Source organism: Janthinobacterium sp. UMAB-56 (assembly GCF_900095265.1).
GTDB lineage: Bacteria > Pseudomonadota > Gammaproteobacteria > Burkholderiales > Burkholderiaceae_D > Janthinobacterium.
Window position 1 is genome coordinate 177,744 of sequence record NZ_LT607655.1, and the last position, 19,717, is coordinate 197,460.

Sequence of the window (19,717 nt, forward strand, 5' to 3'; positions counted from 1 at the left end):
CGTTGTGCTGCGCGGCTGGCATCAGCCGATCACCTTCTTGACCACCTCGATCAGGCGTTGCGGATCGAAGGGCTTGACCAGCCAGCCATTGGCGCCGGCGGCACGACCCTTCGATTTCATCTCGTCCGACGACTCGGTCGTCAGCATCAGGATAGGCACCTTCTGATAGGTTGGCAGTTCGCGCAGCAGCTTGATCAGCTCCAGGCCATCCATGCGCGGCATGTTCTGGTCCGTCAATACCAGGTCCACGCTTTGCAGCTTGGCTTTTTCCAGTCCGTCCTGGCCATCGACGGCCTCCACCACCTGATAACCGGCGGCCTTCAGACTGAACGCCACCATCTGGCGCAATGAGCTGGAATCGTCCACTGCAAGTATCGTTTTGGCCATCTTTGCTCCCACTTATTCCGGGCATCCTGCCCGAGTATTTGATTAATCAATCCATGCAACCACAAGCGTTCCGCACTGGCATGCTAGAACAGCTCGATGTCGCCACTTTCCAAATGCTGCTGACTGACAGCCTTGCGCAGCACGCTGCGCAACTCCAGGCTTTGAATCGCCAGCGCCATGCTGACCCTCCCCAGCAAGGCGACAATTTCTTCATTGTCGCTCTCCGGCAACATCTCCGCGCCATGCGAGCCCAGGGTACCGAGGAACTCGCGCAAGCCAGTCACGCGCTTCAAGGTGCGCTCGATCAACTGGCTGGTCATGTCCTGGAACTGCAGGCTGGTGATGGCGGCATTCACATACCCCCCCACCTCATCCTGCAACGCCAGCAGTTTTTCCCGCTGCTGCTCGGCCGGAATACCGCCGTCGAGCAACAGGGCGATGGTATCTTGCTGCGCAGCGACGGCCGCATGTATCGCCATGAAATTGAAGGACAACTTCTCGATCGCCTCTTCCAGCAAGATGCCGGTCTGCACCAGGTCGGTTTCCACCTCCGTCAAGTGCTTGCGGCCATGGTCCGACACGCCAGACAGCAGGCGTTTTACATGCGAGCCAAGTATTTTCTTTCTTGTCATAAAGGTCTCATTGTTTCAATACACCACGCGTTGACAGCCTTGCGTGTTATTTTTTCGCCGCTACCGGGCTGGGGGCAGGCGCCGCTGCGGGCGGCGCTCCGGCCACCAGGCCTGAAGCAACAGCGGCGGAAGCGGCATCGGTCACAGGCAACTCGATCGCCGCCCCATCGCGCAGGACATTTTCTTCCGTGCGTTTGTTCATGACGATGATGCTGATGCGCCGGTTGATCGGATTGAAGGGATCGAGCTTGTCCAGGTGAGCGGCCGAGCCCAGGCCCACCACGCGCAAAACTTTTTCTTCCTTCATGCCACCAATCACCAGTTCGCGCCGCGACGCATTCGCGCGGTCGGCCGACAATTCCCAGTTGCTGTAGCCGGCATCACTCATATAGGGTGTCGAATCCGTATGGCCGGACAGGCCGATGCGGTTGGGCACTTCATTGAGCACGGAGCCGATGGCATGCAGGATTTCCTTGGTGTACGGTTGCAGATTCGCATTGGCGAGCGCAAACATCGGACGGTTTTGCTCGTCGACGATCTGGATGCGCAAGCCTTCGCTGGTAATATCGAGCAGCAACTGGTTCTTGTATTTTTTCAGCAGGGGGTTGGCGTCGATGGTCGCTTCGATGCGTGCCTTGAGCGCCTGCAGGCGCTTGCCTTCCTCGCGTTCGAGCGCAGCCTTGGCGGAATTGAGGTCGAAGGACTTGCGCTGCTGCTCTTCCTGCGCCTTGCGTACCTGCCCATCCTGGCGCGACAGGTCCTGGCCGCCGCCCTGGATCACGGAATTGCTTTCACCGCTGCCGGAACCGCCTGCCATGGCCACTTTCAGGGGCGTCTTGAAGAATTCGGAAATGCCGTTCAAGTCGCCCTTCGAAGTCGAGCCCAGCAGCCACATCAGCAGGAAAAAGGCCATCATGGCCGTGACAAAGTCGGCGTAGGCAATTTTCCATGCCCCGCCATGGTGTCCGCCAGCCGTCTTCTTGATACGCTTGACGATAATCGGGCGCATGCCTTCATCGGCCATGGCGTTCCCCTTCCGTGTGCTGCAAATGAATCATGGTATCCAGGCGTATATTCACTGCTTACTTCGTTTTCGATTTCTTGATGTGGTCTTCCAGCTCATTGAACGTCGGACGCTCGGTCGAGAACAGGACCTTGCGGCCGAACTCCACGGCCAGCGCCGGCGCATAGCCGTTCAGGCTGGCAAGCAGGGTCACTTTCACGCACTGGAACATCTTGCTCGACTCTTCCAGCTTCTGCTCCAGCAGGCTGGCCAGAGGACCGACGAAACCGTAGGCCAGCAAGATGCCGAGGAAGGTGCCGACCAGCGCGTGCGCGATCAGCATGCCCAGCTCTGCCGGCGGTATGCCCACCGACTCCATCGTATGCACCACGCCCATCACGGCGGCGACGATACCGAAAGCGGGCAAGCCGTCGCCCACCTTGGCGATCACGTGGGCCGGCACGGCGCCTTCGTGATGGTGCGTCTCGATTTCGTTATCCATCAGGTTCTCGATCTGGAAGGCATCCATATTGCCCGACACCATCAGGCGCAGGTAATCGGTCATGAATTCGACGATATGGTGGTCCGCCAGCACGGCCGGATACTTGGAAAACAGCGGGCTTTCTTCGGGCTTGTCGATATCGCCTTCGATCGACATCAAGCCTTCCTTGCGCACTTTGCTGAGCACTTCGAACAACAGCGACATCAGTTCCATGTACAGATCTTTGGTGTAGCGCGATCCCTTGAACAGGCTGGGCAAGGCGGCGATGGTCGCCTTGATGGCCTTGTTATTGTTACCAACAAGGAAGGCGCCCAGGGCGGCGCCGCCGATCATCAGCAACTCCAGCGGCTGGAACAGCGCCGCCAGATGGCCGCCTGCCAGCGCAAAGCCGCCAAAGACCGAGGCGCAGACGATGATGTATCCGATTATGACTAACAAGTGCCCTGACTCCCAATAATGGCCGGGACTGTGCGCCCGGCATGTTCAAACCTGTTCCTGCCTTCTAGCGGCTGCGCCGCCGACGACGACAGCGGCAAAAAAAGCAACCGGAAGTTAATTGAAATGTGCTGCTTTTCAATGCAATTCCGGGAAAATTCCGTGTGGAACTACAATAACGTGAGATTGCCCCACGGGCAAGCAAATAACGCTGACAATTGCTTAAAAGCACCATATGTAAAGCAAAGGGCCGCCCTCTGTGGCGGCGATGGTCTTATCGGGCTCGCGTGCCGCAATCTGGAATTCGTAACTAAGAAGCATGCTACCGGGCAACATTTCCTTTTCCGCCTTGCTCCACAGGGCTGCCATCGCCGCCGGCGACAGGTAGGCAAACACCGCATCGTAGCGGCCAAAGTCGAGCCCTTCGTAATCGCCGCGCAGGAAACGCGCGCGGCTCCCGGCCAGCCCTGCGCGCAAGCGGCTTGCCAGCCACGGCAGCGGCGCCAGCTCGATGCCGGAAAAATGCCCATCGGGCCGGCGCCGCGCCAGGTCCAGCACCAGCCCGCCCAGCCCGCTGCCGATATCGACCAGGCGCACGCCGGGACGGTCCGCGACCAGCTCGGCCACCGCCTGCCAAACCTTCGGCCCCGACGGGTAAAACGGCACTTGCGTGCGGAACGTGGACCAGTACAGGCTCAGCAGGAAAACAAAGGCCGCCAGGAACACGACCGGTGGCAAATCGAGCAGGCTGGCCGCCACCAAGGCGGGCGCAAACAGCAGGCCGATGGCGCACCACCAGCGCGCCAGTCCCGCGCGCCACGTGATGAGCGCCGCCAGCACGCCCTGCACCAGCGCCACGGCCGGCAGCGACATGGCCACGCCGGCACGCGCCAGACCATATACCAATAGCAACATCAGGGGAAAGGCCAGCACCTGGATCAGGATGGCCTTGAGCGCAGGCGCGCGCAGGATTTGTTGCAGCATGGGGGTAGTCAAGGGTAGAAAACGCCAGTGTAAGCGAAAGCCCCATGAAAAAACCGGAGTCCGGTCTGGCGACCGCTCCGGCTTTCACTAAGGCTCTATTTGAGGCAGTATCAGGCGACAACAACCGGCGGCGCGGCGGCGGCCGCTTCATCGCGCGCTTTCTTGGTCTTGCCGGCACGCGAAGGCATGTGGCACAGGCCGCACACATAATCGGCGTTCAGGTCGAGGCAGTTGACGACAAACTTGCCGCCGCACTTGCCACAGGGCGCCATGTCCAGCATCTTGCTGCTGAAAAAGCGCACCAGGGTCCAGGCCCGCGTCAGCGACAGCAGCGGCTCTTCACCTGCCTCTGGCGGCATCTGCTCCAGATACAGCTTATACGCCTTCATCACGGCTTCGATGCCGGTGGCGCCGGCGTGGTCAACGAGGAATTTGTGGATATTGATGAACAGCGAGGAATGGATATTCGGTTGCCAGGTGATGAACCAGTCGGTGGAAAACGGCAGCATGCCCTTGGGCGGCGAGACGCCTTTCAATTCCTTGTACAGGTTCAGCAGTCGTTCGCGCGAGAGCGACACTTCCGTCTCCAGCAGTTGCAAACGGGCACCCAGCTGTATCAATTCGATGGCTAACTGGATTTCCTGCGCTTCCGATACGACACTTTTCTTGGCCATGCTGCTTGCTCCGCGACTGACGAGTACTGATTTAAAAGCTTAGGCGATTTCTTCGACACCCTGGCCGGCCATCAGGATCGCGGCGTGCGATTGGGCCAGCGAGCGATCTTTATTGTAGTTCGTCAACATACCCAGGATGGCGCTGTCGTCGAAGCGGAAGCGGGCCAGCATCATGTTGCCGCCAGCGAGCTTCAGGATCTGCGCGTTGCTCATGCCTTCGATCAATTCGGCGATTTCGGCGGCTATGCCCAAACGGAAGATGGCCGTTACCTTGTCCGCACGAATCATTTGCTGGGCCAGCATCAGGTAGCTCAGGTTAGCGTCGCGAATCTCAGCCATCATATCGTTAGCAGTCATTTCCATCTCCTCAATCCGTTGAATTCAGCTGGCGTTATGTGTTGCCAGTGAGATACATTCTGCAGGAGCAACATCAAATGCAACAGAGGTGTAGCGCTGTATTTTTGGTCGGGAAATAGAGGGTACGGCCGTAGGTGTTTGTCTGACAAACACCGCTCGACCATGGTCGCACGCCTGTGAGGGCGCGGATTCTTGAGATGCGCAAAGAGCCAGATTTGCCTGACTTCCCGCTTGAAATGAAATCACTTTCTTACAACAACTTGATCAGAATCAAGCCTGTTACCTAGGATAACGGCAGTTGTTGCGGGAACTTTAGGCTTATTTTTAAAAATATTTAAAAAATATTGACGCTTGCCTGACCGATTACCGCCCTTCCTGTATTCATTGACGGCGGCGAATCGCAGAACTTTAGCGATTATTGAAAATATTTTTAAAAATCGTGATTTTTTTCGTTGACGCCCGGCAGGGAGGTACTTTCCATCCCCCGCCCGACGCGGAAACTCCGCTTTCTGGCGGGGATTTGCTACACTGCCAGCTTCCGCACAATACTTTAGACCTCAAGCAATATTGTGCAATTAAGACAAGTATCGACATGAAAGCCACCATGATTTCCCGACAAGACTGCAGCGCGCGCGACCTCGACGATCCCCTGGCCCCCCTGCGCCAGCAATTCGACTTGCCATCAGGCGCAATTTACCTCGACGGCAATTCCCTGGGCGCACGGCCGAAAGCGGCCCTGGCCCGTGCCCAGCACGTCATCACGGCCGAATGGGGTGCGGACCTGATCCGCAGCTGGAACACGGCCGGCTGGTTCGACCTGCCCAAGCGCCTGGGCGACCGACTGGCCCCGCTGCTGGGCGCCGGCAAGGGCGAGGTCGTGATCACCGACACCACCTCCGTCAACCTGTTCAAGGCCCTGGCCGCCGCCCTGCAGATGCAGGCCAGCGATCCTGCACATGCCGCGCGGCGTATCATCGTCAGCGAACGCAGCAACTTCCCCACTGACCTGTACATGGCGCAAGGCCTGACCGCCTGGCTCGACCGCGGCTACCAGTTGCGCCTGGTCGACAGCCCCGAGGAACTGGCGCAAGCCATCGCTGGCGATTGCGCCGTCGCCATGCTCACGCACGTAAACTACCGCACCGGCTACCAGCACGACATGGCCGCCATCAGCAGCCATTGCCACGCACAGGGCGCGCTGGCGCTGTGGGACCTGGCCCATTCGGCCGGCGCCGTGCCGCTGGACCTGAACGGCGCCGGCGCCGACCTGGCCGTCGGCTGCACCTATAAATACCTGAACGGCGGCCCTGGCTCGCCCGCCTTCATCTGGGTGCCGGAAAAACACCAGGCGCGCTTCCGCCAGCCTTTGTCCGGCTGGTGGGGCCACGCCACGCCGTTCGCCATGGACCCGGGCTACACCCCGGCCGATGGCATCGCCCGCGCCCTATGCGGCACGCAGCCGATCGTCTCGCTGGCCCTGGTCGAGTGCGGCCTGGATATCTTTGCGCAAACGAGCATGGAAGCCATCCGCCGCAAGTCGCTGGCCCTGACCGATTTGTTCATCGCGCTGGTGGAACAGCGCTGCGCCAGTCATCCGCTGGGCCTCGTCACGCCGCGCGAGCATGCGCGACGCGGCAGCCAGGTCAGCTTCACGCACCCGTATGGCTATGCCGTGATGCAGGCGCTGATCGCGCGCGGCGTCATCGGCGACTACCGCGAACCGGCCATCATGCGCTTCGGCTTCACGCCCATGTACACGAGCTTTGCCGACGTGTGGGATGCCGTGGAAATCCTGCGCGACATACTCGACACCCAAGCCTACGACATCGCCGCCAAGCGCGATGCGGTCACCTGAACCCTCCCATGAGCGACGACAAGACTATGAACCAGGAAAACACCAGCGGCTGCCCCATGCATGCCGGCGGCCAGGATGCGCAGTGGCATGGCGCGCAGATGGATTTCAGCGAATCTATGAGCTACGGCAACTACCTGGCGCTGGACCGCATCCTGACGGCCCAGCATCCGCTGTCGCCGAACCACAACGAAATGCTGTTCATCGTGCAGCACCAGACCAGCGAATTGTGGATGAAGCTGATGCTGCACGAAATGCACGCCGTACGCGCCAAGCTGCAAAGCGGCGAACTGGCGCCCGCTTTTAAAATGCTGGCCCGCGTGGCGCGCATCATGGACCAGCTGGTGCATGCCTGGGACGTGCTGGCCACCATGACGCCGCCCGAATACACGGCAATCCGTCCCTACCTGGGCGCCTCGTCCGGCTTCCAGTCCTTCCAGTACCGCGAAATCGAATTCATCCTGGGCAACAAGAACGCGGCCCTGCTGAACGTGCACACCACGGCCCCCGACACCTACCAAGTGCTCGATGCGGCCCTGCGCACGCCATCCGTCTACGATGAAGCCATCCAGCTGCTGGCGCGCAGCGGCCTGCCCATCGCCCCCGAGCGCCTGCATGCCGACTGGACCTTGCCGACGGCCGCCGACGCCTCGGTCAAGGCGGCATGGCTGGAAGTCTACCGCGACCCGTCGAAATACTGGGCCCTGTACGAGCTGGCCGAAAAGCTGGTCGACCTGGAAACGGCCTTCCGCTTCTGGCGCTTCCGCCATGTGACGACGGTAGAGCGCATCATCGGCTTCAAGACGGGCACTGGCGGCACGGCGGGCGTGAGCTATTTGCGCAAGATGCTCGACGTGGTATTGTTCCCCGAACTCTTCGCCCTTCGCACGGAGCTCTAACCGCAAAAGGAGATTTGATGTCCGCTCTTGTCCTGACCCTGGCTGGCCTGTGGAATTCCGGGCCGCAGCATTGGCAAACCCATTGGGAGGCGCGTCACCCGCAATGGTCGCGCGTGCCGCACCGGGAATGGCAGACGCCAGACAAGGACGAGTGGGTAATGGAGCTCGACCGCGCCATCGCCGCCTGCGAGCGCCCGCCCGTGCTGGCCGCGCACAGCCTGGCCTGCACGCTGGTGGCCCACTGGGCTGCCAGCGGCTCGCCGCACAGGATCGCCGGCGCCTTCCTCGTCGCCCCCAGCGACGTCGAAGCCACCTCCTACCCCGCCGGCACGACGGGCTTTGCGCCCATGCCGCTGCAAGCCTTGCCGTTTCCCAGCCTGGTGGTGGCCAGCGGCGATGATCCCTACGTCAGCTTCGCGCGGGCGCGCGCGTTTGCCGCCGCCTGGGGCAGCGAACTGACCATGATCGGCGACGCCGGCCATATCAATGGCGACGCCGGCTACGGCCCCTGGCCGGAAGGCGAACAGCTGCTGCTGGACTTCTGCGCCGCGCACCAGGCCTGAAGCGGGGCGCGCACGATAGACCCGTATTTGCCCACAAGTAAGAACGCAGGCAGAATCGTGGCCTTTCCATTGCGGCGCCCCGGCGCCTGCCTCACGATGAAACGTCTGCTACTGCCCTTGTTGCTCTGCTCCGCCCTGGCCCAGGGTGCGCCCTTCTACGAAGGCAAGAGCCTCGCCCATCCCGCCATCAACGCCTCACAGGACAGCGGGCTCGATATCGCCTTCCTCAAGGAAAAAGATGGCGTCAACGGCTATTACTGCGAATGCACGAGCAGCAGCTCGAAAACCTTCTTGCTCGACCAGTTTGGCAATGCCGTCATCCGCTCCGTCTTCTACGCCTCGCTGGACCGGGAATCGGACAGCAGCGTGCAAACCATGCTGGTGCTGTTACGCCAGGGTGACAAGAATGGCCTGCGCGCCTACCGCTACCATCGCAGTTCCGGCAAGTACCGGCGCCTGGACGGCTTGCAGCCGGCACTGAACCGCATCGTGGCGCAAAGCAGCTCGCCCAACGCGGGCCAGGTCAAGGCGGCGCTGGCGAAACTGGCGCCGATGGACTACAGCGTCGTGCGCGGCAAGAGCGGCAATGCGGACTTCGACGCCATCGACCATACGCAAGGCGCCATCGTCGGCTACTACAGCGATGACGGCAAAACCGTGGCAGCTGGCGCCAAGGACGCCATCACCTACAAGAAAACCTTCCAGAAAAAAGGCGACCGTTTTCTCACCGCCAGCTACACGCTGTACAGCGATGCGGGCGCCGGCATCCTGCCCAATTACCGCCTGTGGCAAGTGACGTGGGAAACGGCGCCGCGGCAGTTCACGGGCAGCGAAGACGGCCCGTCCGTGATTTACAGCCTGGCCTGGGACGACGGCTCGGTGGTCGAACGGGGCCAGTACGTGAAAGGCAAGCGACAGGGCATGTGGTCACGCGAAGGCATGCATGAAGGCAGCGAAAAGGGCCATTTCGTCAACGGCCTGCGCGAGGGAATCTGGAACTTCAATTATCCAAAGCAGAGCGAGAGCGGCATGTACCGGGCCGGCAAGCGCGAAGGCCGCTGGACCGTCATCAACTATGCCGATGAAGAGGAAGTGACCGGCTTCGACACCTATGCGGACGGCCAGCTGAACGGCCCGCACGAACGCCGCATGGGCGGCAAGCTGCAAACGCGCGGCGACTACGTCAACGGCGCGCGCCACGGCGCGTGGATCACGGAAGACGGCAACGGCAGCTTTATCGACGGCTTGCGCGACGGGCCGTGGAAGCTCAGGCTCAAGGACAAAGTCACGCAAAGCGTCACTTTTGTGAAAGGCAAAAAACAGGGCGAGGCCCTCGACACGGATGCGCAAGGCGCGCTGCGTGTGCGCGACCATTACCAGGCGGGCGTGCTCGATGGCAGCCGCACGCGCTATCTGGGCCCGCCCGGCAAGGAATACGTGGTCTACACGGCAACTTACATCAACGGCCAGCTCGACGGGCGCGAACAGGCGTTCGACGACAGCGGCAAGATCCTGCGCCTCGATACGCTGTGGGACAAGGGCAAGAAGCAGGGCCTGGACGCGCGCTACTACCCGAACGGCAAGCCGGAACGCCTGGCCGTCATCGACCAGGGCAGACTCCTCACGCACCTGCGCGAATACTATGAAGACGGCCAGCTGCTCAACGACATCCACCGCTGCACCTTCAAAGAGTACAGCAGCACGCGCGACGATGTATGCGAATACCATCATATGTACTACCCTGACGGCAAGGCGCAGTATTACTACGCCTTCCAGTACGGCCAGCGCCAGGAGGGCTATTCGAACTACCCGAACGGCAAGCGCAAGGACGAACTGCTGGTCGACCGCGCCGCCGACACGTCCGTCGTCAACGCCTATTACGAAAGCGGCCAGCTCAAATGCACGGAGCCGCGCAGCGGCCACAGGACGCGCACCGTGAATGGCGAGACCATGATCAGCTATGCTTCGGCCGACCGCGATGGCGACAATATCTGCTACCACCCGAACGGCAAGGTGGCCAGCATTTTCACCTTCCGCAAGAGCGTGCTCATCGATTGCGGCAAGCGCTACGATGACACGGGCAAGCAAACCTTCCCGGGACCGGAAGGCTGCCCTCCCCCCAGGCAGGTGGACTACCCCATCGGACTGTGACCATGACGCAGGCAAGACAGCCGCAGCGCATCCAGAACCCCGAGCGCATCGATGCCGGGGCGATCCGCGCCAGCATCGCGAGCGGCCAGCAGGTGCTGGTGCAGTTCAATACCCTGGCCGAGCCGGGGCCGCTGCTGGCCGACCTCGACGCCCTGGCCGCCACCTGCGGCACAGCGCTGACCATCCGTATCTACGGCTATGACCCGAAGGTGTTCGATGCCCGCATCCTGCGCGCGCTGCCGCATGTGGCCAGCCTGTCCATCGATTGCCACCGGCAAGCCATCCATCTGGAAGCGTTGGGCGAGCTGCGCCACCTGAAGCGCCTGAGCCTGGGCGTCTACGAGCTGGCGCAAGCCGACATCCTGCAGCTGGACAATTTGCGCGGCCTCGAATACCTGAACCTGGGCGAATCGGCCAGGAACAATATCGATCTGGCGCCCCTGCGCCACTATGCGCACCTGGCCAGCCTGGTCGTCGAGGGCCACCACCAGCATATCGACACCCTGGCCAGCCTGCCGGCGCTGCATGCGCTCTCGCTGTACCGCATCAAGAACAAGGTGCCGCTCGATTTCATATCGGAGATGGCCCGCCTGGACAGGCTGCTGTTGCAGCTGGGTGGCCGCGAATCGCTTGCGCGCATCGAGGCGCCGCTGTTGAGGAAACTGGAAGTGATACGTGTGCGCGGCCTGGAAACGCTGGGCGATATCGGCCGTTTTCCCCTGCTGCAGGCGCTATGGGTGGAAGACCAGATCAAGCTGCAGCAGATCGCGCTGGGCCCCAATTCCATGCTCGAACGCCTGGACCTGCACACCTGCAAGACGCTCGACAGCCTGCCCGGCCTCGCCACCTTGCCCGCCCTGCGCCAGCTGTCAGCATCCGAGACCATGCTCGACATCGACGCGTTGCTGGCGCATGGCTTGCCCGCGTCCCTGACGCATGCGCGCCTGCGCACCGGCAGGAAAACACGTGACGACGCCATCGCCGCGCAGCTGCTGCAACTGGGCTACGAACAAGCGCGCCCTTGCTAAAATCAGCGGCTGGCCGCCAGCTTGCGCTGCCACAGCGCCACGTCGATCATCACGCCGTCCGCGCCCGTGTTGCGGATGTAGACGCGGTAGCTGCCCTGCCCCATGTCGCCATCGAGGTAGGCCGTGCGCTCGTTGCGCTGCAGCCGCGCGCCCTTGGCCAGCCGGCGGTAGCGCTCGACCACCGCATCGAAACTGGCATAGCTGCGCAGCGCCACTTCCAGGTCGCGCGGCGGGCGGCCTTCGGCCTGGTCCAGCACATTGTTCTGTTTCTTGCCCTTGAGCGTGAGCGGATAGGCAAACACGCCAGCGCCGGCCGACGTCAGCACCGTGGATTGATCGAGCAGCAGCGGCAAGAGTGCCGCTGGATAGGCAGGCGGCAGCTGGGCGCGGTTCCAGCCCGGCAGGGCCGGCTGGGCCAGCACATATTCGACGCTGGCGATCTTCTGCCCGTCGGCGCCCGCTTCCTTGTCGCCCGCGATCAGCGCCAGCATGGGCGGCAACTGCCTGGCCCAGGCCAGCAGAGGCGCCGCTTCGCCGACCAGCATGCCTTTGCGGTGGAACACCGTCAGCACCGCATTCGGATCGGGATTGCAGGCTTTCGCCAGCGGCTGCCCCTCCAGGCGGCAATGCCCATTGACCAGGCCAAAGGCGATGATGGCGCCGCGCTTGTCGAGCAGCATGGCGCCCCGTTCACGCCCCTGCTTGCGGTCATTCATCGACGCCAGCAACTGGCGGCCATCGGCCAGCGCCGTGCGCGTGGCGTCGCGCTTTTCGCTGATCGCTTCGAGCGCCTGCGCCAGCAGCAATTCATCGTCTTCCGTGTAGCTGCCGCGCGCGTAACCGAAGAAATCGAACAGCGCGGCGCGCACTTGCGGGTCTTCACTCAGGCGCGGCAAAGGGCCGCCGGCCAGCAGGGAAGACAGGCTTTTCCCAGCCGGCGCCGAGAGTGCCGCCGTGGCGCTGGCGGGCTGGGAAAGGACGCAAGCCGCTGCCAGCAGAACGCCGCCCAGGGTGCGGTAATTCGAAAAAATGATATGCATGATTCTGTCTGTCGGGGATTTGGCCGCGATTCCGGCCACGCATGACGCGCCGGCGATTCTAGCATGGCGCCAGTCTCCATGCGGTGCGCCTGGTGGACGCCGCGTGTGCCGGTGCGGCTGTTATGATGGCCGCCATGACCCTCGCGCCCCTCGCCTCACCACTGCTTGTTCTCCTGCCCGGCATGGATGGCACGGCCAGGCTATTCCAGCGTTTTGACGCCGCCTTGCGCGCGCAAAGCGCTATCGAGACCCAGGCCATCGCCTATCCGGCCGCGCCGCTGGACTATGCAGCGCTGGAAGCGTTCGTGCGCGAGCGCTTGCCGCGCGACCGTCCTTTCGTGCTGCTGGCCGAATCGTTTTCGGGACCGCTGGGCGCAGCTTTGCGCGCCCATCCGCCACCCGGCATGCGCGCGCTGATATTGTGCTGTTCGTTCGTGCGCAATCCGCGCCCGCTGCTGGCGCCGCTGCGCCACCTTCTGGAATTCGTCCCCTTTGGCACCCTGCCCGGCTTCGCCCTGCGCCAGGCGCTGCTAGCCCCCTACGCCACGCCGCAGTTGCAGGATGAACTGGCAGCGGCGCTGGCGCAAGTGCCGCCCAGCGTGCTGCGCCAGCGCATGCGGGCCGTGCTGGCGATAGCAGAAAAAGACGCCTCACCCAGCTTCGCGCGCGGCAGCCTGCCCGTGCTGTATTTGCGCGCCCGCCACGACCGCCTGGTACCGCCAGCGAACGCCTTGCAGATACTGCGGCAGGCGCCAGGCACGCAGCTGATCGCCATCGACGCGCCGCACATGCTGCTGCAAGCGGCACCGCAGGCGGCCGCAGTGGCGGTCGCCGCTTTCATCGCCGGGCTGTCAGCCGCGCAGGAATCTGCTTAAGCGCGCGCTGGCCAGCACGGCCAGCCAGCTCAAGCCGCCCGACAGCACGCTGAAGTAAATGGCCCGCAGCGGATGCTGCGGCAGCAGATACGCAAGCACGGCCGCGCCCAGCAAACCGCACAGCAGCGGCTTCAGCCTGCCGGGCGGCAGCAGCGCCAGCAGCAAATTCGTGCCCGCATACACGTAAAACACCAGCAGCAGGGCCAGGCCGCCGGCCACGCCGCGCGAGCCGAGGCTGCCGAACAGCTGCGTGTACAGGAAAAAACCCAGCCAGCTCAACACAATAAACAGCAGGCAGCCCAGCGCATGCGCGCCCAGGCCCGCCATCAAGCGATTCTTCATGGTGCCCCTTAAGAGAAAAAGCCGGCCCTTTCACGCAGAAAGGGCCGGCTTGCTGACGCTGACAACAAGGCGATTACTTCGCCGTATTCAGCAGCAACTCGTTGAGGCGTTTCACAAAACTGGCCGGGTCGGCCAGCGAGCCGCCTTCGGCCAGCATGGCCTGGTCGAACAGGATGTTGGCCCAGTCGCCGAACTTGCCGCCTTGCGCATCCTCATATTTCAGGCGCGCCACCAGCGGGTGGTTCGGGTTGATTTCCAGAATCGGCTTCGATTCCGGCGCGCTCTGGCCAGCAGCTTTGAGCATGCGCAGCAGGTTGCCCGACAATTCGTTTTCATCGGCCACCAGGCAGGCTGGCGAATCGGTCAGGCGGAACGTCACGCGCACGTCCTTGGCCTTGTCGGCCAGCACGGTCTTCATCTTGCCCACCAGGTCGGCGTACGAGGTTTCCGTTTCTTCGTGCTCTTTCTTTTCCGCTTCGTCTTCCAGTGCGCCCAGGTCCAGGCCGCCCTTGGCGACGGAAACGAGTTCCTTGCCTTCGAAGTCCTGGATAAACGACAGCATCCATTCATCGACGCGGTCCGTCAGCAGCAGCACTTCGACGCCCTTCTTGCGGAAGATTTCCAGGTGCGGGCTATTCTTGGCGGCAGCGTAATTGTCGGCCGTGACGTAGTAAATCTTGTCCTGACCTTCCTTCATGCGTGCCACGTAGTCGGCGAACGACGTGATTTGCTCGTCGCTGTCATTGGCGGTCGAGGCAAAGCGCAGCAGCTTGGCCAGGCGTTCCTTGTTGGCCGCATCTTCGCCTATGCCTTCTTTCAGCACCTGGCCGAATTCCTTCCAGAAGACGGCGTACTTGTCCTTCTTGTCCTGCTCATCTGCGTTTGCCAGTTCTTCCAGCATGCCCAGAACGCGCTTGGTCGAGCCTTCGCGGATCACCTTGACGTCGCGCGATTCCTGCAGGATTTCACGCGACACGTTCAGCGGCAGGTCGGCCGAGTCGATCACCCCGCGCACGAAGCGCAAATAGGTCGGCATCAGCTGCTCGGCATCGTCCATGATGAAGACGCGCTTGACGTACAGCTTGATGCCGCCGCGCTTGTTACGATCCCACATGTCGAACGGCGCCTTGGCCGGAATGTACAGCAGCTGCGTGTATTCGCTGCGGCCTTCCACGCGGTTATGCGTGTGGCTCAAAGGCGACTGGAAGTCGTGCGAGACGTGCTTGTAGAATTCGTCGTACTGTTCCGGCGTGATGTCGGCCTTGTTGCGGGCCCACAGGGCGCTGGCCTGGTTGACGGTTTCGAATTCGTCTTTCAGGACGGTTTCTTTTTTCTCGTCGTCCCACTCTTCCTTCTGCATCACGATCGGCAGCGAGATATGGTCCGAGTATTTGCGGATGATGGACTTGATCTTCCAGCTCGACAGCAATTCGTCCTCGCCTTCACGCAGGTGCAGTATGATGTCCGTGCCGCGCGACGGCTTGTCGATGTTCTCGATGCTGTAATCGCCTTCGCCAGCCGACTCCCAGCGCACGCCTTCAGTGGCGCCGGCGCGGCGCGTTTCGACGGTGATCTTGTCGGCGACGATGAAGCCGGAATAGAAGCCGACGCCGAACTGGCCGATCAGGGCCGCGTCCTGCTGCTGGTCGCCCGACAGCTTGCCGAAGAATTCCTTGGTGCCCGACTTGGCGATGGTGCCCAGGTGCGAGATCGCCTCGTCACGGGTCATGCCGATGCCGTTGTCGGAAATGGTGATGGTGCGCGCATCCTTGTCGAAGCTGACCTTGATCTTCAATTCGTGATCGTTGCCGTACAGGGCGTCATTATCGATCGCTTCGAAGCGCAGTTTGTCGGCCGCGTCGGACGCGTTCGAGATCAATTCGCGCAGGAAGATTTCCTTGTTCGAGTACAGGGAATGGATCATCAGGTGCAGCATTTGCTTCACTTCGGTCTGAAAACCCAGGGTTTGCTTTTCGGAGACAGCCATTTTTACCTCATAGTCTTGTGGATGGGACGGATGCTACGGAGTTGGGGATGCAACGAGCGATTTCAAGAGCCCCCGCTGAATGTCCTGAAATCAGCGCAGTGCGCGCGCGAAAAACGCCCAGATGCGCTCATCCTGCACGGTGGCCAGGTTCAGGCGCATGCGGGTCGAGGGCAGCTGGCGCGGCGAGAACAGGCTGCCAGGCGCCAGCACCAACCCCTCGGCCAGCGCCTGTTCGGCCAGGACATTCGTGTCGCAGCCCGCATCGACCCACACGAACATGCCGGCCGATGCCGGATCGAAGCGCAAGCCCGCCTGTTCGACCTTGCGGTACGTGCCCTCGCGCACCTTGTCGAGCCGCGCGCGCAGGCGCTCCACATGCTTGCGGTACAGCCCCTGCGAGAGGATTTTATACACCACGCGCTCGCCGATGTCACTGGTGGTCAAGGTGGCCAGCATCTTGCGGTCGGCCAAGCGCTGCGCCCGCTCCTTTGAGGTGGCGATGAAGCCCACGCGCAGGTTCGCCGCCAGGCTCTTGGAAAAGCCGCCCAGGTAAATCACGCGGCGCAACTGGTCCAGCGCGGCCAGGCGCGTGGCCGGCTGCACCGCGCCTCCCGGGTGCATGTCGCAATAAATGTCATCCTCGACGAGCAGGAAATCGTGCTGTTCGGCCAGGCGCAGCACCTGGAATGCCTTGGCTGCCGACAGCGACGTCGAGCTGGGGTTGTGCAGCACCGAGTTGATCACGTACAGCTTGGGACGGTGCAAGGCCGCCAGCTCGGCCAGCACGGCGATATCGGGGCCGTCACCCAGGCGCGGGATGCCGATGACGTGCATGCCCATGGCGGCAAAGGCGCCGAACATCAGCCAATACGCGGGATCGTCGACGAAAATGGTTTCGCCGGGACGGGCAAACTCGCGCGCCACCAGGTCCAGCGCCTGCATCACGCCCACCGTGGTGACGATCTGCTCGGGCGGACAGGCGATTTCCAGCCCCGCCAGTTTCAGCTGCAACTGCTGGCGCAGCGGCAGGAAACCCTGCGGCGTTCCATAAGCGAGCAGCAGGCTGCCGGGCTGGCGGCTGACGTCGCGCAAGGCGCGCGCCACCAGGTCGCCATCGAGCCACTCGGCGGGCAGCATGCCGGAGCCGGGCGCGGGGATGGCAGGCGTCTGGCGGAACATATTACGGATCAGCCACACCACATCCATCGGCTGCGCCACCGCGTCCTGCGCGCCAGCGGGCGGCGCCGGCGCGTTCAGCGGCGAACGTTCGCGCACGAAAAAGCCGGCGCCGCGCCGCGATTCGAGGTAGCCGCGCGCCACCAGCTTGTCGTAGCTGGCCACCAGCGTGGCGCACGACACGTTCAAGCTGGCGGCGCCCTGGCGGATCGAGGGCATGCGCGCGCCGCCGCGCAGCAGCTTGTCGTCGATGCGCGCCGCCAGCGAGCGCGCAATCTGGTCGATCAGGGTTTCGCCAGAGGCGCGCGACAGCAAAGGGAGTGTATTGCTCATGTGACCATTACAGTATGTGGAATTATGCGTGGAAGTGTATTTGTACTGTATTGCTATTGAGCCCTAGGATAGCAGGACGGGGCAGATACATCCACCCCGCCCTATTTATATTTACCCATGCCACCAGTACCAGGACAGCCATGCCATCGCACGCCACCACTTCCCCCAGTCACCCCTTGCGCCTCGGCGCCGACCGCAAAGGTCTGTTGCTGGGCTTGACAGCCGTCGCCCTCTTCAGCCTGACCCTGCCCTTCACGCGGCTGGCGGTGGCCGAACTCGACCCCACCTTTGTCGCCCTGGGCCGCGCCCTGGTGGCTGCCTGCCTGGCCGGCCTGTGGCTATGGCAGCAGCGCGCGCCAATGCCGCGGCGCGAACAATGGCTGCCGCTGGCGCTCGTGTCGCTGGGCTGCGTGCTGGGTTTTCCCTGGCTGACGTCGATCGCCATGCGCAGCCTGCCCGCCTCGCACGGCGCCGTGCTGGTAGGCATCCTGCCGCTGGCTACCGCCGTGTTTGCAGTGCTGCGTGGCAAGGAACGCCCTTCCCCGGGCTTCTGGCTGATGGCCCTGCTCGGCACGGCGCTGGTGGTGGCGTTCGCGCTGCGCCAGGGCGGCGGCAGCTTCCACCTGGCAGACTGGCTGATCTTTGCCGCCGTGCTGCTGGCGGCACTCGGCTATGCCGAAGGCGGACGCCTGGCGCAAGCCATGCCGGGCCAGCATGTAATTTCCTGGGCCCTGCTGCTGGCCCTGCCTTTTGTCTTGCCCGTGGTGCTGTGGAACGCCTGGCCGCAGCGCGCGCTGATGGCGCAGGCCAGCGGCGCGGCCTGGCTGGGTTTTGCGTATATTTCGGTGTTTTCCATGTTTATCGGCTTCTTTTTCTGGTACCGGGGCATGGCGCTGGGCGGCGTGGCGCGCGTGGGACAGACGCAGTTGCTGCAGCCTTTCCTCACGCTGGTGGGCGCGGCCGTGCTGCTGCACGAGCCATTGACGGGCGAAAGCCTGCTGTTTGCCGGCGCCGTGATCGCCGTGGTGGCCATCGGACGCAAGTTGAAATAGGCCGGCTTGACGCCCGTTTGCAACGCCATTGCGCGTGCGGATGGGCACAGCGGCGTGCAAGCCGTACAATACCGCAGCACCATGGCAGCGCCTATCCGGCGCCGCTTGCGCACGCACCGCCACAAGCGGGCCAACAAATCCAGCCGGCGCAGCTCGGCATCTTCCGTGAGACTCGTATGAAAATTGAAAATCCGAATCCGATCCAATGGCGCTTTGCCGAACGCGCGGAACAGCTGCAAAGCTCGTTCATCCGCGAAATCCTGAAGATCACGCAGCGTCCCGAGATCATCTCGTTTGCCGGCGGCCTGCCCTCGCCCGCCACCTTCCCCGTGGAAGAAATGAAGACCGCCTTCGACAAGGTCCTGTCCAATAATGGCAAGGTGGCCCTGCAATACGGCCCGACCGATGGCTACCTGCCGCTGCGCCAGTGGATCGCCGACTCGCTCTCCAGCAATGGCAGCAGCATCATGCCGGAACAAGTGTTGATGACCTCCGGTTCGCAGCAGGCGCTGGACTTGCTGGGCAAGGTGCTGATCGACGAAGGCAGCAAGGTCCTGGTGGAAACCCCCAGCTACCTGGGCGCACTGCAGGCATTTTCCGTCTACCGCCCCGAATTCGTTTCCGTCGATACCGATGACGAAGGTCTGGTGCCGGCGTCGATCAACCCCGTCGCCGATGGCGCGCGCCTGCTGTATGCGCTGCCGAACTTCCAGAACCCGACAGGGCGCAGCCTGTCCGTGGCGCGCCGCGTGGAACTGGTGGAAACCTGCGCCCGCCACGGCCTGCCGCTGATCGAGGATGATCCGTACGGCGCCCTCAGCTACAGCGGCGAACCGTATCCGAAGATGATCAACATGAATCCGGACGGCGTGATCTACATGGGCTCCTTCTCGAAAGTGCTCACGCCCGGCATCCGCCTCGGCTATGTGGTGGCGCCGCTGCCGCTGGTGCGCCGCCTGGAACTGGCCAAGCAGGCGGCCGACCTGCACACTTCGCAACTGACGCAGATGGTCGTGCATGAAGTCATCAAGGATGGCTTCCTGGAGCGGCATATCCCCAGCATCCGCAGCCTGTACGGCAACCAATGCCAGGCCATGCTGTCGGCGCTGGACGAGCACTTCCCGGCCGGCGTAACCTGGACCCGCCCGGAAGGCGGCATGTTCATCTGGGTCACCTTGCCAAAGCACATCGACGCCATGAAATTGCTCGATGAAGCCATCGCCAACAAGGTCGCCTTCGTGCCGGGCGCGCCGTTCTACGCGAACACGCCGGAAACACACACCCTGCGCCTGTCGTTCGTGACGGTGCCGCCGGAACGCATCCGGGAAGGCATCGCCATCCTGGGCAAACTGATCGCCGCAAAAATGTAACGCGCCTCTTCGCGCCCCGCCTGCTGCGGGGCGCGTCCCTGCTGCCCCTGCGTCAAGGGGCACGCGTCTTTTCCG

At 62.8% G+C, this 19,717-nt stretch carries 19 protein-coding genes; 8 read left to right on the forward strand and 11 right to left on the reverse strand.

Annotated features, from left to right (window positions below; all coding sequences use genetic code 11):
• Positions 1-21: 21 nt before the first annotated feature.
• The 7 genes from K0F85_RS11695 to flhD form a co-directional block, all read right to left on the reverse strand.
• Entirely contained in the window at positions 22-387 is a 366-nt protein-coding gene (locus tag K0F85_RS11695; RefSeq protein WP_219116202.1) for a response regulator, read from the reverse strand.
• 83 nt (positions 388-470) lie between these two features.
• Positions 471-1,019, reverse strand: coding sequence for a chemotaxis protein (locus tag K0F85_RS11700; protein WP_077401991.1), 549 nt, complete (start codon positions 1,017-1,019; stop codon positions 471-473).
• Positions 1,020-1,065: 46 nt separating this feature from the next.
• A complete protein-coding gene (gene motB / locus K0F85_RS11705) occupies positions 1,066-2,043 on the reverse strand; it encodes a flagellar motor protein MotB (protein WP_219116203.1) in 978 nt (325 codons plus the stop codon).
• A gap of 58 nt (positions 2,044-2,101) precedes the next feature.
• Positions 2,102-2,962, reverse strand: coding sequence for a flagellar motor stator protein MotA (gene motA / locus K0F85_RS11710; protein ID WP_141172489.1), 861 nt, complete (start codon positions 2,960-2,962; stop codon positions 2,102-2,104).
• A 219-nt stretch (positions 2,963-3,181) separates the two neighbouring features.
• The gene (locus K0F85_RS11715; protein ID WP_219116204.1) at positions 3,182-3,943 is read right to left on the reverse strand and encodes a cyclopropane-fatty-acyl-phospholipid synthase family protein; all 762 of its coding nucleotides are present in this window, start codon (positions 3,941-3,943) and stop codon (positions 3,182-3,184) included.
• Positions 3,944-4,053: 110 nt separating this feature from the next.
• Positions 4,054-4,617, reverse strand: a complete 564-nt coding sequence (flhC, locus tag K0F85_RS11720; RefSeq protein ID WP_219116205.1) for a flagellar transcriptional regulator FlhC — start codon at positions 4,615-4,617, stop codon at positions 4,054-4,056.
• 39 nt (positions 4,618-4,656) lie between these two features.
• Positions 4,657-4,974, reverse strand: coding sequence for a flagellar transcriptional regulator FlhD (gene flhD / locus K0F85_RS11725; RefSeq protein ID WP_034758381.1), 318 nt, complete (start codon positions 4,972-4,974; stop codon positions 4,657-4,659).
• A 604-nt stretch (positions 4,975-5,578) separates the two neighbouring features.
• Between flhD and kynU the strand changes: the two genes are divergently transcribed.
• The 5 genes from kynU to K0F85_RS11750 all read left to right on the forward strand — a co-directional run bounded on the left by kynU (position 5,579) and on the right by K0F85_RS11750 (position 11,467).
• Positions 5,579-6,829 (forward strand): kynureninase, encoded by a 1,251-nt coding sequence (gene kynU / locus K0F85_RS11730; protein WP_219116206.1) that lies wholly within the window; start codon positions 5,579-5,581, stop codon positions 6,827-6,829.
• Between the two features lie 8 nt (positions 6,830-6,837).
• A complete protein-coding gene (gene kynA / locus K0F85_RS11735; RefSeq protein WP_219116207.1) occupies positions 6,838-7,725 on the forward strand; it encodes a tryptophan 2,3-dioxygenase in 888 nt (295 codons plus the stop codon).
• Positions 7,726-7,742: 17 nt separating this feature from the next.
• Entirely contained in the window at positions 7,743-8,288 is a 546-nt protein-coding gene (locus K0F85_RS11740) for an alpha/beta hydrolase (RefSeq protein WP_219116208.1), read from the forward strand.
• A gap of 96 nt (positions 8,289-8,384) precedes the next feature.
• Positions 8,385-10,439: a toxin-antitoxin system YwqK family antitoxin gene (locus K0F85_RS11745; RefSeq protein WP_219116209.1), complete on the forward strand. Its 2,055-nt coding sequence runs from the start codon at positions 8,385-8,387 to the stop codon at positions 10,437-10,439.
• 2 nt (positions 10,440-10,441) lie between these two features.
• Positions 10,442-11,467: a hypothetical protein gene (locus tag K0F85_RS11750; protein ID WP_219116210.1), complete on the forward strand. Its 1,026-nt coding sequence runs from the start codon at positions 10,442-10,444 to the stop codon at positions 11,465-11,467.
• 2 nt (positions 11,468-11,469) lie between these two features.
• On the opposite strand, the gene K0F85_RS11755 is transcribed toward K0F85_RS11750, so the two are convergent.
• Positions 11,470-12,507: a hypothetical protein gene (locus tag K0F85_RS11755; protein ID WP_219116211.1), complete on the reverse strand. Its 1,038-nt coding sequence runs from the start codon at positions 12,505-12,507 to the stop codon at positions 11,470-11,472.
• A gap of 134 nt (positions 12,508-12,641) precedes the next feature.
• Between K0F85_RS11755 and K0F85_RS11760 the strand changes: the two genes are divergently transcribed.
• Entirely contained in the window at positions 12,642-13,382 is a 741-nt protein-coding gene (locus K0F85_RS11760; protein ID WP_219116212.1) for an alpha/beta fold hydrolase, read from the forward strand.
• Here K0F85_RS11760 and K0F85_RS11765 read toward each other — a convergent pair.
• From K0F85_RS11765 to K0F85_RS11775, 3 genes are all read right to left on the reverse strand, one after another.
• Positions 13,359-13,724, reverse strand: a complete 366-nt coding sequence (locus K0F85_RS11765; RefSeq protein ID WP_219116213.1) for a hypothetical protein — start codon at positions 13,722-13,724, stop codon at positions 13,359-13,361. The two genes, K0F85_RS11760 and K0F85_RS11765, sit on opposite strands and share 24 nt — an antisense overlap.
• A gap of 73 nt (positions 13,725-13,797) precedes the next feature.
• Positions 13,798-15,711 carry a molecular chaperone HtpG gene (gene htpG, locus K0F85_RS11770; RefSeq protein WP_219116214.1) on the reverse strand — a complete coding sequence of 638 codons (1,914 nt, stop codon included), beginning with the start codon at positions 15,709-15,711 and terminating at the stop codon, positions 13,798-13,800.
• A 90-nt stretch (positions 15,712-15,801) separates the two neighbouring features.
• Positions 15,802-17,220, reverse strand: a complete 1,419-nt coding sequence (locus K0F85_RS11775; RefSeq protein WP_257572703.1) for a PLP-dependent aminotransferase family protein — start codon at positions 17,218-17,220, stop codon at positions 15,802-15,804.
• A 140-nt stretch (positions 17,221-17,360) separates the two neighbouring features.
• Here K0F85_RS11775 and K0F85_RS11780 point away from each other — a divergent pair, with 140 nt between their 5' ends.
• Complete coding sequence (locus K0F85_RS11780; protein ID WP_219116215.1) at positions 17,361-18,272, forward strand: DMT family transporter; 912 nt, start codon at positions 17,361-17,363, stop codon at positions 18,270-18,272.
• A gap of 176 nt (positions 18,273-18,448) precedes the next feature.
• Complete coding sequence (locus tag K0F85_RS11785) at positions 18,449-19,642, forward strand: PLP-dependent aminotransferase family protein (protein WP_219116216.1); 1,194 nt, start codon at positions 18,449-18,451, stop codon at positions 19,640-19,642.
• The last annotated feature ends 75 nt before the right edge of the window (positions 19,643-19,717 follow it).

What these genes read in the sequence shown, in the direction of transcription:
- K0F85_RS11695 (WP_219116202.1), bottom strand. Translation starts at nt 387, where the DNA reads ATGGCCAAAACGATACTTGCAGTGGACGATTCCAGCTCATTGCGCCAG.
- K0F85_RS11700 (WP_077401991.1), bottom strand. Translation starts at nt 1,019, where the DNA reads ATGACAAGAAAGAAAATACTTGGCTCGCATGTAAAACGCCTGCTGTCT.
- motB (WP_219116203.1), bottom strand. Translation starts at nt 2,043, where the DNA reads ATGGCCGATGAAGGCATGCGCCCGATTATCGTCAAGCGTATCAAGAAG.
- K0F85_RS11715 (WP_219116204.1), bottom strand. Translation starts at nt 3,943, where the DNA reads ATGCTGCAACAAATCCTGCGCGCGCCTGCGCTCAAGGCCATCCTGATC.
- flhC (WP_219116205.1), bottom strand. Translation starts at nt 4,617, where the DNA reads ATGGCCAAGAAAAGTGTCGTATCGGAAGCGCAGGAAATCCAGTTAGCC.
- flhD (WP_034758381.1), bottom strand. Translation starts at nt 4,974, where the DNA reads ATGACTGCTAACGATATGATGGCTGAGATTCGCGACGCTAACCTGAGC.
- kynU (WP_219116206.1), top strand. Translation starts at nt 5,579, where the DNA reads ATGATTTCCCGACAAGACTGCAGCGCGCGCGACCTCGACGATCCCCTG.
- kynA (WP_219116207.1), top strand. Translation starts at nt 6,838, where the DNA reads ATGAGCGACGACAAGACTATGAACCAGGAAAACACCAGCGGCTGCCCC.
- K0F85_RS11740 (WP_219116208.1), top strand. Translation starts at nt 7,743, where the DNA reads ATGTCCGCTCTTGTCCTGACCCTGGCTGGCCTGTGGAATTCCGGGCCG.
- K0F85_RS11745 (WP_219116209.1), top strand. Translation starts at nt 8,385, where the DNA reads ATGAAACGTCTGCTACTGCCCTTGTTGCTCTGCTCCGCCCTGGCCCAG.
- K0F85_RS11750 (WP_219116210.1), top strand. Translation starts at nt 10,442, where the DNA reads ATGACGCAGGCAAGACAGCCGCAGCGCATCCAGAACCCCGAGCGCATC.
- K0F85_RS11755 (WP_219116211.1), bottom strand. Translation starts at nt 12,507, where the DNA reads ATGCATATCATTTTTTCGAATTACCGCACCCTGGGCGGCGTTCTGCTG.
- K0F85_RS11760 (WP_219116212.1), top strand. Translation starts at nt 12,642, where the DNA reads ATGACCCTCGCGCCCCTCGCCTCACCACTGCTTGTTCTCCTGCCCGGC.
- K0F85_RS11765 (WP_219116213.1), bottom strand. Translation starts at nt 13,724, where the DNA reads ATGAAGAATCGCTTGATGGCGGGCCTGGGCGCGCATGCGCTGGGCTGC.
- htpG (WP_219116214.1), bottom strand. Translation starts at nt 15,711, where the DNA reads ATGGCTGTCTCCGAAAAGCAAACCCTGGGTTTTCAGACCGAAGTGAAG.
- K0F85_RS11775 (WP_257572703.1), bottom strand. Translation starts at nt 17,220, where the DNA reads ATGAGCAATACACTCCCTTTGCTGTCGCGCGCCTCTGGCGAAACCCTG.
- K0F85_RS11780 (WP_219116215.1), top strand. Translation starts at nt 17,361, where the DNA reads ATGCCATCGCACGCCACCACTTCCCCCAGTCACCCCTTGCGCCTCGGC.
- K0F85_RS11785 (WP_219116216.1), top strand. Translation starts at nt 18,449, where the DNA reads ATGAAAATTGAAAATCCGAATCCGATCCAATGGCGCTTTGCCGAACGC.